Consider the following 16485-nt stretch of genomic DNA (forward strand, 5'->3'; position numbering starts at 1 on the left):
AGTGCGCAGCACTCGCCATGACCTGACCCAATTTCAAAGAGGGTGCATTCAATGTCCCAAGAATTCGATTACATCATCGTCGGTGCCGGCTCGGCCGGTAACACCCTGGCGACCCGCCTGACCGAAGACGCCGGCGTCACCGTTCTGCTGCTCGAAGCGGGTGGCCCGGACTACCGCCTGGACTTCCGTACCCAGATGCCGGCCGCCCTGGCCTTCCCGCTGCAAGGCCGGCGCTACAACTGGGCGTACGAAACCGATCCGGAACCGCACATGGACGGACGCCGGATGGAATGCGGTCGCGGCAAGGGCCTGGGCGGTTCTTCGCTGATCAACGGCATGTGCTACATCCGCGGCAACGCCATGGACTACGACGGCTGGGCCAAGCTGCCAGGCCTGGAAGACTGGACCTACCTCGATTGCCTGCCCTATTTCCGAAAAGCTGAAACCCGCGACATCGGGCCGAACGACTACCACGGTGGCGACGGCCCGGTCAGCGTGACCACGCCGAAAGCCGGAAACAACCCGCTGTTCCACGCCATGGTCGAAGCCGGCGTGCAAGCCGGTTATCCACGTACCGAAGACCTCAACGGCTACCAACAGGAAGGCTTCGGCCCGATGGACCGCACCGTGACGCCCAATGGCCGTCGTGCTTCCACCGCCCGCGGTTACCTGGACGTCGCCAAGCAGCGCTCGACCCTGACCATCGTCACCCACGCCCTGACCGACAAGATCCTGTTCGAAGGCAAGCGCGCGGTCGGTGTGCGTTACCTGGTCGGCGCCGCCGAAGAACGCGTTGAAGCGCGCGCACGCAAGGAAGTGCTGGTGTGCAGCGGCGCGATCGCTTCGCCACAACTGCTGCAACGTTCCGGCGTGGGCCCGGCCAAGCTGCTGGAAAGCCTCGATATCCCAGTGGTCCACGACCTGCCAGGCGTCGGTGAAAACCTGCAGGACCACCTTGAGCTGTACCTGCAGTACGCCTGCACCCAACCGGTCTCGTTGTACCCGTCGCTGCTCTGGTACAACCAGCCGGCCATCGGTGCCGAGTGGCTGTTCAACGGCACCGGCATCGGCGCCAGCAACCAGTTCGAAGCCGGCGGTTTCATTCGCAGCCGTCCGGAATTCGAATGGCCGAACATCCAGTACCACTTCCTGCCGGTGGCGATCAACTACAACGGCAGCAACGGTGTGAAGGAACACGGCTTCCAGGCACACATGGGCTCCATGCGTTCGCCAAGCCGCGGGCGCATCCAGGTCAAGTCCAAGGACCCGCGCCAGCACCCGAGCATCCTGTTCAACTACATGGCCACCGAGCAGGACTGGCAGGAGTTCCGCGACGGCATTCGCCTGACCCGTGAAATCATGCAGCAACCGGCGCTGGACGCCTTCCGTGGCCGCGAAATCAGCCCGGGCATCGAGGTGCAAACCGACGAGCAGCTCGACAAGTTCATCCGCGAACACGCCGAAACTGCGTTCCACCCATCCTGCTCGTGCAAGATGGGCACCGACGACATGGCCGTGGTCGATGGCCAGGGTCGCGTGCACGGCATGCAAGGCCTGCGTGTGGTCGATGCTTCGATCATGCCGATCATCACCACCGGCAACCTGAATGCGCCGACGATCATGATGGCCGAGAAAATCGCCGACAAGATCCGTGGTCGCCAGCCATTGCCGCGCAGCACGGCTGACTACTACGTCGCGGGCGATGCGCCGGTGAAGGGCAAGGCTTTGCGCGAAGTGAGCCAGATCGCCTGATACCGATACACCGCGTCACGGTCCATCGCGAGCCGGCTCGCTCCCACCTATGATTTTCGGTACGACCGGGATCAGTGCAGGAGCGAGCCGGCTCGCGATGAGGACCTGACAAACCACACATCCCCACCGTTGCAAACTTGATCCTCCCCCCTCGCCGGCCTACTCTAGCGCCACGCAATCGTTTCACCCCCTCCTCCCGCAACACGGCTTCACCACCACTGCATCGCCAGGAGGTTTCACGCATGTTCGATTTCCATCCCCAGCTCAAGCAGCGCTTTGCTGCCTTGCGCACGGGCGCTGAATTCTTTTCCCTGCGTTATGTGCGCGAGTCCGGGCAGTACCTGTCGGTGCGCAAGAACGTCGCCGAACCGCCAAGCCTGCGGCGCGACGAAGGCGCGATGCTGACCGTGCGCGTGAACGGCGTCGAGGCCTATGCCGCGACCAACGACCTGTCCCCGGCGGGCCTGCAAGCCGCGCTCGACAAAGCCGAGCAGCAGGCCCGCCAGCTCAAGCCTCACGCCTTGCTCGACCTGCGCGACCAACGGTTCTCCAGCGACCGCGCGGACTACTTCTCGCCGAATCTCGACCAGCCCTTCCCGTCCCTGAGTGAATGCTACGAGCTGCTCGGCGCCGAATCCGCCGCCGTGCCCCGGGATGAGCGACTGGTCAACTGGCAGGTCAGCATCGGCATGACCCACGTCGAGCAGATCTACCTCAGCAGCGCCGGCGCTGAACTGCGCCAGGCCCAGCGTTTCGTCTATCCGGGCCTCGACGTCACCGCCTACGACGGCAGCGACAGCCAGACCCGCAGCCTGGGCCGCGAGAACTTCGGCCAGCAGGGTGGCGCGGATGTGATCAGCCGCTGCGGCCTGATCGGTGCCGGTCCGCACATCGCTGACCAGGCCCTGCAACTGCTGCTCGCGCCAAACACCCCGCCGGGTGCGCGGGACCTGCTGCTGATGCCCGACCAGATGATGCTGCAGATCCACGAATCCATCGGCCACCCCCTGGAACTGGACCGCATCCTCGGCGACGAGCGCAATTACGCCGGCACCAGCTTCGTCAAGGCGCAAGACTTCGGCCAGCTGCAATACGGCTCGAAATGGCTCAACGTGACCTTCGACCCGGACATTCCCGAGCAACTCGCCAGCTACGGCCATGACGACGACGGCAGCGCGGCGAGCAAGCAGTTCCTGATCAGGGAAGGCTTGCTCCTGCGACCATTGGGCGGCGCGCTGTCGCAGTTCCGCGCCGGCATGGACGGTGTTGCCAACAGCCGCGCCTGCAGCTGGAACCGTCCGCCCATCGACCGCATGGCCAATCTCAACATCGAGCCCGGCGATCAGTCGCTGGCGCAACTGATCGGCAACATCGAGCACGGCATCCTGATGTCGACCAACCGCTCGTGGTCGATCGACGACGCCCGCAACAAATTCCAGTTCGGCTGCGAATGGGGGCAGTTGATCGAAAACGGCGAACTCAAGGGCGTGGTGAAGAACCCGAACTACCGGGGGGTTTCCGCGCAGTTCTGGAAAAGCCTCAGCGCGGTCGGCGACACCAGCACCTTCCAGGTACTGGGCACGCCGAACTGCGGCAAGGGCGAACCCAACCAGGTGATTCGTGTCGGTCACGCGTCGCCGGCCTGTGTGTTCAGCCAGGTGGATGTATTCGGGGGAGACGCCTGATGACGACGTACACGACTCCAGCAAACAGCCAGGCGGCGTCATTCAAGGCCTTGGTCAACGGATTGCGCGAAGCGATTCGCGAGCCGGAGCAGTTCACCCTCAGCTACGCTGCCGAAGCGTCGGCCTTCGTGCGTTTCAACCATGCCAAGGTGCGCCAGGCCGGTCAGGTGCAGCAGGCCAGCGTGGGCTTGAAACTGATCAACGATGGTCGGCACGCCGACCTCGACATCACCTTGTCGGGCGCTGCAGAGGTCGATGCCCGGCGGCTGGCCGACGGCTTGCAGCAGTTGCGCGAAACCTTGCCGCTGCTGCCCCCGGACCCTTACCTGCTGCTCAACCATAACGGCTGGCAAAGCAACAATGTGCAGGCGCATCCGCTGCCGGACACCGAGCAGGTGGTCGGCGAAATCACCCGCGCCGCCGAAGGCCTGGACCTGGTGGGCTTCTATGCGGCAGGGCCGATCAGTCGGGGTTTCGCCAGTTCGGCGGGCGCGTTCGGCTGGCATCAGGCCAACAGCTTCAACTTTGATTTCAGCCTGTTCCATGCCAACGGCCAGGCGGTAAAAGCCAGCTACGCCGGGCACCAATGGGACAGCGAAGGCTTCGCCCGGCGTTTTGCCCAGGCCCGCGAGCAACTGGCGTTTCTCGGTCGCCCCCTGCGTACCCTGGCACCGGGGCAGTACCGCGCCTACCTGGCGCCCGCAGCGCTGGAGGAAATCATGAGCCTGCTGAGCTGGGGCGGGTTTTCGGCGCAGTCGATCGCCAGCAAGAGCAGCCCAATGCAGAAGCTCTACAGCGGCGACCATTCGTTCAGCCCGCTGGTGTCACTGGATGAGCACGTCAGTGGCTCGTTGAGCCCGGCCTTCTCCGGCGAGGGTTACCCGCGCAGCGACCTGAAGCTGATCGTCGAAGGCCAGGCCGAGGCGCAGCTGGTCAGCTCGCGCAGCGCCGCCGAGTACGGCCTCACCGCCAACGGCGCCGGCGGCGGCGAGGCCCCCAGCGCCTTGAACATGGCGGCCGGAGCGCTGCCGGAGGCCGACGTGCTCAGGCAACTGGGCACGGGGCTGTACATCAGCAACCTCTGGTACCTGAACTACTCGGACCTGCCGGGCGCGCGCATGACCGGCATGACGCGGTTCGCGACATTCTGGGTCGAGAATGGCGAGATACAGGCGCCGGTCAGCACCATGCGCTTCGACGACAGCGCCTTCAGCCTGCTCGGTTCGCAGCTCGAAGCGCTGACGACCGAGCGGGAACTGTTGCTGTCGGCGAGCACCTACAGCCAGCGGGCAACCGCGTCGGCGCTGTTGCCGGGTGCGCTGATCAGCCGGTTGACGTTGACCCTGTAACACCTGCACCTCTTGTGGGAGCGAGCCTGATCGCGAAGGATTCATAGACGATGCACGCATTCAGACAGCCCGTGTCATCGTTTACGCTCCTCGCGAGCAGGCTCGCTCCCACAAGGTAAATCCCTCCACCGGTTAATCTGACACGAGGCCCCATGCCCAACCGCCCAACGCTCGATGCCGTCACCGCCCGCTGGTTGCCCTGGGTCGTCGCAATCGCCTTCTTCATGCAGTCCCTGGACGGGACCATCCTCAACACCGCCCTGCCAGCCATGGCCCGCGACCTGGCGGAAGACCCCTTGCGCATGCAGGGTGTGATCATCGCCTACATGCTCACCGTCGCCTTGCTGATCCCGGCCTCGGGCTGGATTGCCGACCGCTTCGGCACCAAGAAAATCTTCTTTGGCGCGATCCTGCTGTTCAGCATCGGCTCGTTGCTCTGCGCCCTGTCGAGCAGCCTGGGCATGCTGATCGGCGCCCGGGTCATCCAGGGCCTGGGCGGCGCGCTGATGCTGCCGGTCGGGCGACTGGTGGTGCTGCGTGCCTACCCGCGCTCCGAGCTGGTGCGAATCATGGGCTTCATCACCATTCCCGGCCTGCTCGGCCCGTTGATCGGCCCGACCATGGGCGGCTGGATGGTGGAGTACCTGACCTGGCACTGGATCTTCCTGATCAACCTGCCGGTCGGCGCCATCGGTTGCTATGCCGTGTGGAAATTCATTCCAGACCTGCGTGGCAGCGAGCGCACGCGCTTCGACAGCCTGGGCTTTTTGCTGTTCGGCGCCGCGATGGTGCTGATCACCATTGCCATGGAAGGCCTCGGCGAACTGCACCTGCCGCACCTGCGGGTAATGTTGCTGCTGTTCGGCGGCATGGCGTGCCTGGCGGCCTACTGGCTGCGGGCCGGGCACATCGAAAACCCGCTGTTCGCGCCTTCGCTGTTCAAGACCCGCACCTTCGCCGTGGGCATTCTCGGCAACCTGTTCGCCCGCCTGGGCAGCGGCGCCCTGCCCTTCCTCGTGCCGTTGCTGCTGCAAGTGGCGCTGGGTTACTCGCCGTCCCAGGCCGGGATGAGCATGTTGCCGCTGGCGGCGGCAGCGATGGTCGCCAAATCGGTGGCGCGCCCGATGATCGAGCGCCTGGGCTACCGCATCGTCCTCACCGGCAACACCCTGGCACTGGGCCTGATGCTGGCGAGCATGGGCCTGGTCAGTGAGCAGACGCCCTACTGGCTGCTGCTGGGGATGCTGGCGATCCTGGGCGCGATCAACTCGTTGCAATTCACCGCGATGAACACCGTGACCCTGATCGACCTCGACGACGCCAGCGCCAGCAGCGGCAACAGCCTGCTGTCGGTGGTCGCGCAATTGTCCCTGAGCCTGGGTGTGGCCTGCGCCGGCGCCCTGCTCGGCGGGTTCACCGCGCAAGTGGGCAACGACGGCGTGGACACGGTGCTGGGGGCGTTCCAGCTGACGTTCGTCACCGTCGGCATCATGGCGATGCTGGCGGCGACGATTTTCTCCCAGCTCTCGCCCAGGGACGGGCGCCGGGTCGTCAGTCGCGAACACGATATCGAGCACTGACCGGGAGTCGCATAAAGCAATTCGTCCAGAAATTACAGGTCGGGGCAGCGGGACTGATACACTGCGCGACATTTTGTTTTGCAGGCCAGTCCCGTGACCACCATTGCCACCGCTTTTAATACTTTGCCGCTGTCCGCCGCCATGCTGGCTAACCTCGAATCCCTCGGTTATGCCCAGATGACGCCGATCCAGGCGCAAAGCTTGCCGGTGATCCTCAAGGGGATGGACCTGATCGCCCAGGCCAAGACCGGCAGCGGCAAGACCGCGGCCTTCGGTATCGGCCTGCTGAACCCGATCAATCCGCGTTATTTCGGCTGCCAGGCGCTGATCCTGTGCCCGACCCGCGAACTGGCCGACCAGGTCGCCAAGGAAATCCGCCGCCTGGCCCGCGCCGAAGACAACATCAAGGTCCTGACCCTGTGCGGCGGCGTGTCCCTGGGCCCGCAGATCGCTTCGCTGGAACACGGCGCGCACATCATCGTCGGCACGCCGGGGCGCATCCAGCAGCACCTGCGCAAGGGTTCGCTGGTCCTGCATGGCCTGAACACGCTGATCCTCGACGAAGCCGACCGCATGCTCGACATGGGTTTCTACGATTCCATCGAAGAAATCATCATGCAGGCCCCGGAGCGTCGCCAGACGTTGCTGTTCTCCGCCACTTACCCGGTCGGCATCAAGCAACTGGCGGCGAAGTTCATGCGCAATCCGCAGCAGGTCAAGGCCGAGGCGTTCCACGACGACACGCAGATCGAGCAGCGTTTCTACGAGATTTCCCCGGAAGAGCGCATGAGCGCGGTGACCAAGGTGCTCGGCCACTTCCGCCCGGCGTCCTGCGTGGCCTTCTGCTTCACCAAGCAGCAGGTTCAGGAAACGGTCGATCACCTGACCGCCAAAGGCATTTCGGCGGTCGGCCTGCACGGCGACCTGGAACAGCGTGACCGCGACCAGGTCCTGGCGATGTTCGCCAACCGCAGCACCTCGGTGCTGGTGGCCACCGACGTCGCCGCCCGCGGCCTGGACATCGATTCGCTGGACATGGTGATCAACGTCGAACTGGCCCGCGACTCGGAAATTCACATCCACCGTGTCGGCCGTACCGGTCGCGCCGGCGAGAAAGGCCTGGCGATCAGCCTGGTGGCGCCGTCCGAAGCACAGCGTGCGCAAGCCATCGAAGAACTGCAGAAGACCCCGCTGACCTGGGACCAGGTGGACAACCTCAAATCCCAGGGCGGCGGTCCGCTGCTGCCGCAGATGAGCACCCTGTGCATCGCCGCCGGCCGCAAGGACAAGGTGCGCCCGGGCGATATCCTGGGGGCATTGACCGGTGATGCCGGCATTCCCGGCGCCCAGGTCGGCAAGATCGCGATTTTCGACTTCCAGGCCTACGTGGCCGTGGAACGCGGCGTCGCCAAACAGGCCTTGCAGCGCCTGAACGACGGCAAGATCAAGGGCCGTTCGTTGCGCGTGCGTATTCTGTAACAACGCCGCACTTTCCCTGTGGGAGCGAGCCTGCTCGCGATGGCGGAGTATCAGACACTTGAATGTATCTGGCACGCTGCCATCGCGAGCAGGCTCGCTCCCACAGTTTGTTTTGTGGTGAGTCATCCAGAGGACACCGTTTTGCGTTCTACCGAAGTCGTGATCATTGGCGCTGGCGCCGCAGGGTTGATGTGTGCACTGACCGCCGCCGGGCGCGGGCGCCAGGTGTTGTTGCTCGACCATGCCAACAAGGCCGGCAAGAAAATCCTGATGTCGGGCGGTGGGCGCTGCAATTTCACCAACATGTACAGCGAACCGGGCAATTTCCTCTCGCACAACCCACACTTTTGCAAATCCGCCCTGGCGCGCTACACCCAATGGGATTTCATCGGCATGGTCGCCAAGCACGGCGTGCCATACCACGAGAAAAAGCTCGGTCAGTTGTTCTGCGATAACAAATCCAGCGACATTCTCGACATGCTGCTCAACGAGTGCGAGCAGGTCGGCGTCAGCCTGCACCTGGACACATCGATCCAGAGCATCGAGAAGCTGGAAAGCGGTTATCTGCTGGACACCACCCTCGGCCAGATCACCTGCCAATCGCTGGTGATCGCCACTGGCGGCCTGTCGATTCCGACCCTGGGCGCCACCGGTTTCGGCTATCAGGTGGCGAAGCAATTCGGCCACGAAATGCTGCCCACCCGCGCCGGCCTGGTGCCGTTCACCATCACCGACCAGCTCAAGGCACTGTGCACCGAGCTGTCCGGCACCTCGGTGGATTGCCTGGTCAGTTGCAACGACCAGAGCTTCCGCGAAAACATCCTGTTCACCCACCGAGGCCTCAGCGGCCCGGCGATTTTGCAGATTTCCTCGTTCTGGGAATCCGGCGACACGGTCGAAATCAACCTGATGCCGGACCATGACGTACCAGGCTGGCTGCAACAGCAGCAAAGCGAACGCCCGAACAGCGAGCTGAAAACCCTGCTCGGCGAGATCTTCACCAAGAAGATGGCCAACCTGCTGGCGGACAACTGGTTCGTGTCCAAACCGATCAAGCAGTACACCCACGCCGAACTGGCCGACATTGCCGAGAAACTGGCGAGCTGGAAAGTCGTCCCGGCCGGCACCGAAGGCTATCGCACCGCCGAAGTCACCCTGGGTGGCGTCGACACTCGCGAAGTCTCGTCCAAGACCATGGAATCACTGAAAAGCCCGGGCTTGTATTTCATTGGGGAAGTGCTCGACGTCACCGGTCACCTGGGCGGCTTCAACTTCCAGTGGGCCTGGGCCTCGGGTTACGCCGCTGCGCAGTATGTCTGATCGTGCGCCCAACAATGTGGCAGCGAGCCTGCTCGCGAAAGCGCTCTTGTGATCAGCTCAGAGGTTGACTGTGCCGGCCTCTTCGCGAGCAGGCTCGCTCCCACAATGATCATCCGTCGCGCTTGAAGGAACAGATTTTGCTGTCAGATGTGATCGGCGCCATTGCGTCGACGTCATTACTGGCTCAATTTAGCGTCATTGCCTCGGAAGGCCTTCGCACTTCATGTCATCGACCCCTCTTCGTCAGTCTCTGCGTCGTATCTGGGCGCTGGATAAATTCAGCTACAGTGTGCGGGTGTTCATCGCCCTGACCGGCAGCATGGCGCTGTGCTGGTATCAGGATGAAATGGGCCTGCTCATCCCACTGTTCCTCGGCATCATCGCCAGCGCCCTGGCCGAGACCGACGACAGCTGGCAGGGCCGCCTCAATTCGCTGGCAGTGACGCTGGTGTGTTTCAGCATCGCCGCGCTGTCGGTCGAACTGCTGTTCCCCTACCCGATCCTGTTTGTCATCGCCCTGGCCCTGGCCGGTTTCGGCCTGACCATGCTCGGAGCATTGGGCGAACGCTATGGCGCCATCGCCTCGGCGACCCTGATCCTGTCGGTCTACACCATGATCGGCGTGGACCAGCGCGGCGGCGCAGTCACCGATTTCTGGCACGAACCGATGCTGCTGGTGGCCGGGGCAGCGTGGTACGGCGCGCTGTCGGTTCTGTGGCAGGCACTGTTTTCCAACCAGCCGGTGCAGCAGAGCCTGGCGCGTCTTTTTCGCGAGCTGGGCTTCTACCTGAAGCTGAAATCGTCACTGCTGGAACCGATCCGCCAGCTGGACGTGGAAGCGCGCCGACTGGAACTGGCCCAGCAGAACGGCCGCGTCGTCGCCGCACTGAACGCCGCCAAGGAAATCATCCTGCACCGGGTCGGCAATGGCCGGCCGGGGTCGAAAGTCAGCCGCTACCTGAAGCTCTACTTCCTCGCCCAGGACATCCACGAACGCGCCAGTTCCTCGCACTATCCGTACAACGCCCTGGCCGAGGCGTTTTTCCACAGCGACGTGTTGTTCCGCTGCCAGCGCCTGCTGCGCCAGCAAGGCAAGGCCTGCCGGGCTTTGGCGGAATCAATCCAGATGCGCCAGCCGTTCGTTTACGACGCCAGCTTCGCCGAGGCCCTGGGAGACCTGAATGCCTCGCTCGAGCACCTGCGCATCCAGAGCAATCCGGCCTGGCGCGGGCTGCTGCGGTCCCTGCGGGCGCTGTCCGCCAACCTCGGCACCCTGGACCGCCTGCTCAGCGACGCGAGCAACCCCGACGCCCTTGCCGACGCCAGCGACAGCAGCCTGCTCGACCGCTCGCCACGCAATCTCAAGGACGTATGGATTCGCCTGCGCACGCAGTTGACACCGACTTCGCTGCTGTTCCGCCACGCCCTGCGCCTGCCCCTGGCCTTGAGCATCGGCTACGGCATGGTGCATTTGATTCACCCGTCCCAGGGCTATTGGATCATCCTCACCACGCTCTTCGTCTGCCAGCCGAACTACGGTGCCACACGCCGCAAGCTCGGGCAGCGGATCGTCGGCACCGCCATCGGCCTGACGGTGGCGTGGGCGCTGTTCGACCTGTTTCCCAACCCACTGGTGCAGTCGTGCTTCGCCATCGCCGCCGGGGTGGTGTTCTTTATCAGCCGAACCACCCGCTACACCCTGGCCACCGCCGCGATCACCCTGATGGTGCTGTTCTGCTTCAACCAGGTGGGCGATGGCTACGGCCTGTTCCTGCCGCGACTGTTCGATACATTGCTCGGCAGCCTGATCGCCGGGCTGGCGGTGTTCCTGTTCCTGCCTGACTGGCAGGGTCGACGCCTGAACAAGGTGCTGGCCAACACCCTGACCTGCAACAGCATCTACCTGCGCCAGATCATGCAGCAATACGCCGCAGGCAAAAGCGACGACCTGGCGTATCGCCTCGCCCGGCGCAACGCGCACAACGCCGATGCGGCGCTGTCGACGACCCTGGCCAATATGCTGATGGAGCCGGGGCATTTCCGCAAGGAAGCGGATGTCGGGTTCCGTTTCCTGGTGCTGTCACACACCTTGCTCAGCTATTTGTCAGGGCTGGGCGCGCACCGGGAAACCCTGCTGCCGGCGGACGTGCGCGAGCACTTGATCGAAGGCGCCGGGGTGAAACTGGCGCACAGCATCGACGAAATCGCCCAGGGCCTGGCGAGCAAAACGCCGATTGCGATTCAGAGCGATGAAGAAGAAGCGCTGGCCGACGATCTGGAACGGATGCCGGACGAAATCGATGAGGGTCAGCGACTGGTGCAGACTCAGCTGGCGCTGATCTGCCGGCAATTGGGACCGTTGCGCACACTCGCGGCGCACTTGATCAAGGACACTGGCGAGGATTCATAGCGGCTGATGCCCCCTTGCGGGCAGGCTCGCTCCGACCTTGGAATACGCTTCCCTGTGGAGACGAGCCTTTTCGCGAGGGCGTCGGATTCCTTATCGCGGACTCACATCCCATGCTGCTTCATCAACCGCGCATAACTGCCGTCCGCCTTCATCTCGGCAATCTCCCGATCAAAGCCGGCGACGATCTGCGCATGCTGCGGATTCTTCAGGCTGACCAGAATGTGCAGACTGTTTTCGCTCAGGGGCTTGGGCAGGAACTCCACGGAGTTGCGGACCTTGGCCGACTCGCGGGCCAGGTAGTAACGCGCGACGTATTCGTCTTCCAGGGTCAGCTTGACCCGGTCGGCGGCAACCATGCGCACGGCCATGGCGAAACTGTGCACCGGGACTTTCTGTAGCGAGGCATCTTCCTCGAAGGCCGGCGAATAGGCGTAGCCGCGCACCACGGCAATGGGATACATGTGCAGTTGCTGCAGGTTATTGAACTCGATGGGCGCGTCCTTGCGCTTGAGAAAGCGCACGCGATTGAGCAGGTACTCGCCGGAAAACTGCCCCAGTTTCGTGCGCTCCTCGGCGTACCAGGCATTCACCAGTACGTCGTAACGCCCTTCGCCCAAGCCCATCAACGCGCGCGCCCACGGCACCTGTTCAAATTCGCTGGCGTAGCCGGCGCGAGCCAGCGCGGTGGCGACGATGTCGGTGGCCAATCCACCGTTGACCAGCGTGGCGTCGGTAAAGGGTGGCCAGGCGTCGGCGACCAGTCGCAGCTTTTCCGCTGCCGCGTTTTGAGTCAGCAACAGCAATCCGATCAAGACCAACGCTCGATGCAATCGCGGCATGCTCGAAAATCCTTAGCGGGCAGGCTGCCCACGTGTTTTCAGCCAAAACTCCAGGGACCCTTACCGGCAAGACCCAGCTACTAACCTTAGTTCATAGAAGCCACAGCACAGCGCTTCACTTCAGATTACACAAAGAAGAAGGCACCGCACGAAATGAATGATGGCATTTTGGCCTTTGTCACAGATTTCTGCGCCATACAGACATCCCCCGCCCGGACGCTTAGTATCGCAATCACTGAGACAAGGAAACGTGAAGATGACAATCGATTGGGTCTGCAAACACCACAGCGATCTGGGCAAGGAGCAGCTGTACGCGATTCTGCAACTGCGCGTCGGCGTGTTCGTGGTCGAACAGAAATGTGTCTACCAGGACGTGGATGGCCAGGATCTGGAAGGCGATACCTGCCACCTGATGGCCTGGGACGGGGATCGGCTGGCAGCGTACCTGCGCCTGCTCGACCCTGAACTGCAAGGCGGCGACGTCGTGATCGGACGGGTGATCACCGCGCCCGATTATCGCGGCAAGGGACTGGGCCACGAACTGATTGCCCAGGCGCTGAAACAGGCGCAAAAACGTTGGCCCGATGTCCCGATCTACCTATCGGCCCAGGCGCACCTGCAGGGGTATTACGGGCGGTACGGGTTCCAGGTGGCGGGTGAGGAGTATGTCGAGGATGGCATTCCACATATAGGTATGCGGCGCTCCTGAGGACCCCATCGCGAGCAGGCTCGCTCCCACGGTAACTGAATACAATGGAGATCCATTGTGGGAGCGAGCCTGCTCGCGATAGGCGTCCGATCTATCACAGCGAGACCTAGGGATACTCCAACACCGCCTTGATCTGCCGCAGATTACGCTCGATCCAGCCCCGATCGATCGCTCCCCACTCGCGAATCCGATAGCGCCCGGCATGGTTGCGCGCGCCCTCTTCCTGCTCGAATTCGCACACGATGTCCAGGTCCGCCAAGGCAGCGATGGTGTCCTGGGCCGTACGCCGGGGCATGCCCGTCACGTCGGTCAGGGCCGGTACGCTGCTGGCCAGCCCGCTGTCGATCAGGTACGCCACGTACAGACGGCGATAGAAGCTGCTCTTGGTCTTGCTCACGTCCATCCACACACTCCCTCGCTACTGCATTTCCCGCCACGTCAGGTACACCCGCAGATCGAATTCCACTTGGTGATACCCCGGCAACATGTGCTCGCACAACTGGTAGAACGCCTTGTTGTGATCCGATTCCTTGAAGTGCGCCAGTTCGTGCACCACGATCATTTTCAGAAACTCGGCGGGTGCCTCCTTGAACAGCGAGGCGACGCGAATTTCCTTCTTGGCCTTGAGCTTGCCGCCCTGCACCCGGGAGATCGTGGTGTGCAGGCCGAGCGCGCGGTGCGTCAGGTCCAGGCGGTTATCGAACAACACCTTGTCGATGGCCGGGGCGTTACGCAGGTATGCCTGCTTCAGGTCCAGGGCGTAGGCGTACAGCGCCTTGTCGCTCTGCACATCGTGCCGTTGCGGGTAACGCCGGCTCAGGTAATCGCCCAGCCGACCTTCGGCGATCAGCTGGCGCACCTGGTCCTGCAACGCAACGGGATAGGCCTGGAGAAATTTCAGGGCAGTCATGGGGGCGGCACATCAATTACGCAAAGATCGCCAGTGTAGCGAATTCAGTTCGTCAACGCGCTCCAGTCGAACGGTTGCGCGAAGCCGCCGACGTCCTCGGCCACCATCGGGTGCGCCACCAGGAAACCTTGCACGTACTCGCAGCCATTGGCCCGCAACCACTCATACTGCTCGACGGTTTCCACACCCTCGGCGATCACCAGGATCGAGTATTGCCTGCACAGGTCGATCACATTGCGCACCAGCGCCGCGTCCCTGGAGGAGTCGGGCAACCGGGCGATCACGTGGCGGTCGAGCTTGAGCGTATCGAGCTCCAGGTCGCGCAGATGAGACAGCGAGCACGGCCCGGAACCGAAATCATCCAGCGCCACGCGAACCCCCAGGTTGTGCAGCAACCGCAGCTGCTTGCGGGTTTCCTCAGGGTTCAGCATCAATGCTTCTTCCGTCACCTCGACTTCCAGGTGACTGGCCTGCAAACCATGGCGTTCCAGCACCTGGCGCAACTCGGTCACCAGGTTGGGCATGCCGAACTGCGTGCTGCTCAGACTGACGCCCAGCACCAGGTCCTCGGCGAACACGGTTTCCCAGGCTTTGCGCTGCCCGGCGCCGCGCTGATAGATCCAGGTGCTCAGACGGCTGATCAGGCGCGCCTCTTCCAGCAACGGCAAGAACAGCCCGGGAGGCACGTCGCCGACACTCGGGTGCTGCCAGCGCAACAACGCTTCGAAACCACGGATCCGTCCATCCTCAATGGCCACCTGCGGCTGATACACCAGGTTGAAATCACGGTTCTCAATGGCACTGCGCACGCTTTCTTCGAGCATCAGCCGCGAGCGGGCCCGACCGTTCATGTCATGGTCATAGAAGCGATACTGCTGGCGGCCGGCACGCTTGGCCTCGTACATGGCGATATCGGCCGCGCGCAACAAACCATCGAGGTTGGCACCGCAGTCGGGAAACGTGGCGATACCGATACTGGCGCCCAGTGCGATATCCAGGCCGTCGATCTGCTGGCAGATCGAGACCCGCTCGATGAGCTTCTCGGCAATCTTCGCCGCTTGCTCGGGAAACTCCAGGTCGAGCAGGGCCGTGAATTCGTCACCGCCCATGCGCGACAGAATGTCGAAGGGACGCAAGCAAGCCTTCAACTGTTCGGAAACCCAGCGCAACACCCGGTCACCGGCGTCATGCCCGAGGGAGTCGTTGACCCGCTTGAAGCCATCGAGATCCAGGTACAACAACACCCAGGCTCGGTCGGAACGCTCACCGCGCAGCAACAGGTTTTCCACCGTCTGGTAGAAACCCCGGCGATTGAGCAGGCCGGTCAAGGGGTCGGTGACCGCCTGGAATTCCAGCTGCTGATGCAGGTGGCGCACCACCGACATGTCCAGCACCGTCACCACCATCGCGTGCTGCTCGGCGGGCAGCGGCGCGCAGGACAATGCCACAGGCACCTGCTGGCCGGCGGCGGTGCGCAGCAACGCATCGTGCAGGCGGAAGGTTTCGCCGCGCTTGTAACCGCTGAACAGCTCCGAGTCGGCCCAGACCGGAATATGCGGTTTTTGCAGGTAATCGAGGAATTCCGTGCCTTGCAGGTCCTGCTGCGTGGCGTTGAGCAGACGCGACATGGCCGGGTTGGCAAAGCGGATCACCCCGCCTTCGTCGACCACCAGGATGCCCTCTGCCGCGTTATCCAGCACCGACGCATTGAAGGCACGCGCCACCTCCAGATCGTGGCTCAGGCGCTGCAAGGCGCGGCGATTGCGCTGGTGCTCCAGCAACGCCTGCACTTTGGGCTTGAGAATCTGCGGATCGAAAGGTTTGAACAGGTAATCCACCGCGCCACTGGCGTAGCCCTTGATCACGGCGTCCTGGGACTGTTCGTTGGCGGTGAGGAAGATGATCGGCGTCAGACGGGTTCGCTGGCTGCCTCGCATCAGGCGCGCAACCTCGAAACCATCCATGCCCGGCATCTGCACATCCAGCAGCACCAGGTCGACATCGTGTTCGAGTAAAAGGCTGAGGGCTTCAAAACCGGATGCAGCCGTCATCACCTGCCAATCCTGACGCTGCAGCAAGGCGCGCATACTGATCAGGTTTTCAGGGTAATCATCGACGATCAAAAGGGTTGAGGTGCCTTCGGCTGGCGTAGTTTGCGCGCATTCCATGCTGCTTCTCTTGTCGGGACGTCGGCCGGTTTCTCGTGAAAACCGGACAGTACTGAGCCTTCACTCTAGACCGGGAACTGAGAAAGCAGAAGCTGTCAGTACGCCATCATTTAAGCACAGCGATCACTTGCCGACTAACGGTCGCCTCTACAGCCCGCTAAACACGGGAAAGATGGCGTTTTAACAGGATTTTGACGTCATCCATCTGTCAGTCCGGCGTTAACAAAAAATCCCTCTACGCTTATAAAGGGCGCCCTCCAAGGCCCGTGCTAGAGCTTCTGGCA

At 62.9% G+C, this 16485-nt stretch carries 12 protein-coding genes; 8 read left to right on the forward strand and 4 right to left on the reverse strand.

The window, feature by feature from the left end:
- Positions 1 to 51: 51 nt before the first annotated feature.
- From betA to yccS, 7 genes are all read left to right on the forward strand, one after another.
- Complete coding sequence (betA, locus tag IB249_RS16795; protein ID WP_192306708.1) at positions 52 to 1752, forward strand: choline dehydrogenase; 1701 nt, start codon at positions 52 to 54, stop codon at positions 1750 to 1752.
- A 242-nt stretch (positions 1753 to 1994) separates the two neighbouring features.
- Positions 1995 to 3437: a TldD/PmbA family protein gene (locus tag IB249_RS16800; RefSeq protein ID WP_192306710.1), complete on the forward strand. Its 1443-nt coding sequence runs from the start codon at positions 1995 to 1997 to the stop codon at positions 3435 to 3437.
- Positions 3437 to 4786, forward strand: coding sequence for a TldD/PmbA family protein (locus IB249_RS16805; RefSeq protein WP_192306712.1), 1350 nt, complete (start codon positions 3437 to 3439; stop codon positions 4784 to 4786). Before IB249_RS16800 ends, IB249_RS16805 begins: the two co-directional genes overlap by 1 nt.
- Before the next feature lie 152 nt (positions 4787 to 4938).
- Positions 4939 to 6366 carry a multidrug transporter subunit MdtD gene (mdtD, locus tag IB249_RS16810; protein ID WP_192306714.1) on the forward strand — a complete coding sequence of 476 codons (1428 nt, stop codon included), beginning with the start codon at positions 4939 to 4941 and terminating at the stop codon, positions 6364 to 6366.
- Between the two features lie 141 nt (positions 6367 to 6507).
- Positions 6508 to 7845 carry an ATP-dependent RNA helicase DbpA gene (gene dbpA / locus IB249_RS16815; protein ID WP_242525479.1) on the forward strand — a complete coding sequence of 446 codons (1338 nt, stop codon included), beginning with the start codon at positions 6508 to 6510 and terminating at the stop codon, positions 7843 to 7845.
- Between the two features lie 141 nt (positions 7846 to 7986).
- On the forward strand, positions 7987 to 9165 hold the full coding sequence (locus tag IB249_RS16820; RefSeq protein WP_192306718.1) for an NAD(P)/FAD-dependent oxidoreductase: 1179 nt from the start codon (positions 7987 to 7989) through the stop codon (positions 9163 to 9165).
- A gap of 223 nt (positions 9166 to 9388) precedes the next feature.
- The gene (yccS, locus tag IB249_RS16825; RefSeq protein WP_192306720.1) at positions 9389 to 11575 is read left to right on the forward strand and encodes a YccS family putative transporter; all 2187 of its coding nucleotides are present in this window, start codon (positions 9389 to 9391) and stop codon (positions 11573 to 11575) included.
- A 101-nt stretch (positions 11576 to 11676) separates the two neighbouring features.
- On the opposite strand, the gene IB249_RS16830 is transcribed toward yccS, so the two are convergent.
- Entirely contained in the window at positions 11677 to 12414 is a 738-nt protein-coding gene (locus IB249_RS16830; protein WP_192306722.1) for a substrate-binding periplasmic protein, read from the reverse strand.
- A 256-nt stretch (positions 12415 to 12670) separates the two neighbouring features.
- Between IB249_RS16830 and IB249_RS16835 the strand changes: the two genes are divergently transcribed.
- Positions 12671 to 13123: a GNAT family N-acetyltransferase gene (locus IB249_RS16835; protein WP_192306724.1), complete on the forward strand. Its 453-nt coding sequence runs from the start codon at positions 12671 to 12673 to the stop codon at positions 13121 to 13123.
- A 106-nt stretch (positions 13124 to 13229) separates the two neighbouring features.
- Here the strand turns inward: IB249_RS16835 and IB249_RS16840 are convergent, their stop codons facing one another.
- The 3 genes from IB249_RS16840 to IB249_RS16850 are packed head-to-tail and all read right to left on the reverse strand — an operon-like array spanning position 13230 to position 16201.
- Complete coding sequence (locus IB249_RS16840) at positions 13230 to 13526, reverse strand: winged helix-turn-helix domain-containing protein (RefSeq protein ID WP_008033286.1); 297 nt, start codon at positions 13524 to 13526, stop codon at positions 13230 to 13232.
- A 15-nt stretch (positions 13527 to 13541) separates the two neighbouring features.
- Positions 13542 to 14033 carry a M48 family metallopeptidase gene (locus IB249_RS16845; RefSeq protein WP_192306726.1) on the reverse strand — a complete coding sequence of 164 codons (492 nt, stop codon included), beginning with the start codon at positions 14031 to 14033 and terminating at the stop codon, positions 13542 to 13544.
- A gap of 44 nt (positions 14034 to 14077) precedes the next feature.
- A complete protein-coding gene (locus IB249_RS16850) occupies positions 14078 to 16201 on the reverse strand; it encodes a putative bifunctional diguanylate cyclase/phosphodiesterase (RefSeq protein ID WP_192306728.1) in 2124 nt (707 codons plus the stop codon).
- Positions 16202 to 16485 lie beyond the last annotated feature (284 nt).

The organism is Pseudomonas sp. PDM04 (assembly GCF_014851765.1).
GTDB lineage: Bacteria > Pseudomonadota > Gammaproteobacteria > Pseudomonadales > Pseudomonadaceae > Aquipseudomonas.

Bases quoted from the DNA above. Each gene is read 5' to 3' on its own strand.
- IB249_RS16850 (WP_192306728.1), bottom strand. From the start codon at position 16,201: ATGGAATGCGCGCAAACTACGCCAGCCGAAGGCACCTCAACCCTTTTG.
- IB249_RS16840 (WP_008033286.1), bottom strand. From the start codon at position 13,526: ATGGACGTGAGCAAGACCAAGAGCAGCTTCTATCGCCGTCTGTACGTG.
- IB249_RS16805 (WP_192306712.1), top strand. From the start codon at position 3,437: ATGACGACGTACACGACTCCAGCAAACAGCCAGGCGGCGTCATTCAAG.
- IB249_RS16830 (WP_192306722.1), bottom strand. From the start codon at position 12,414: ATGCCGCGATTGCATCGAGCGTTGGTCTTGATCGGATTGCTGTTGCTG.
- IB249_RS16800 (WP_192306710.1), top strand. From the start codon at position 1,995: ATGTTCGATTTCCATCCCCAGCTCAAGCAGCGCTTTGCTGCCTTGCGC.
- IB249_RS16845 (WP_192306726.1), bottom strand. From the start codon at position 14,033: ATGACTGCCCTGAAATTTCTCCAGGCCTATCCCGTTGCGTTGCAGGAC.
- yccS (WP_192306720.1), top strand. From the start codon at position 9,389: ATGTCATCGACCCCTCTTCGTCAGTCTCTGCGTCGTATCTGGGCGCTG.
- betA (WP_192306708.1), top strand. From the start codon at position 52: ATGTCCCAAGAATTCGATTACATCATCGTCGGTGCCGGCTCGGCCGGT.
- mdtD (WP_192306714.1), top strand. From the start codon at position 4,939: ATGCCCAACCGCCCAACGCTCGATGCCGTCACCGCCCGCTGGTTGCCC.
- dbpA (WP_242525479.1), top strand. From the start codon at position 6,508: ATGCTGGCTAACCTCGAATCCCTCGGTTATGCCCAGATGACGCCGATC.
- IB249_RS16835 (WP_192306724.1), top strand. From the start codon at position 12,671: ATGACAATCGATTGGGTCTGCAAACACCACAGCGATCTGGGCAAGGAG.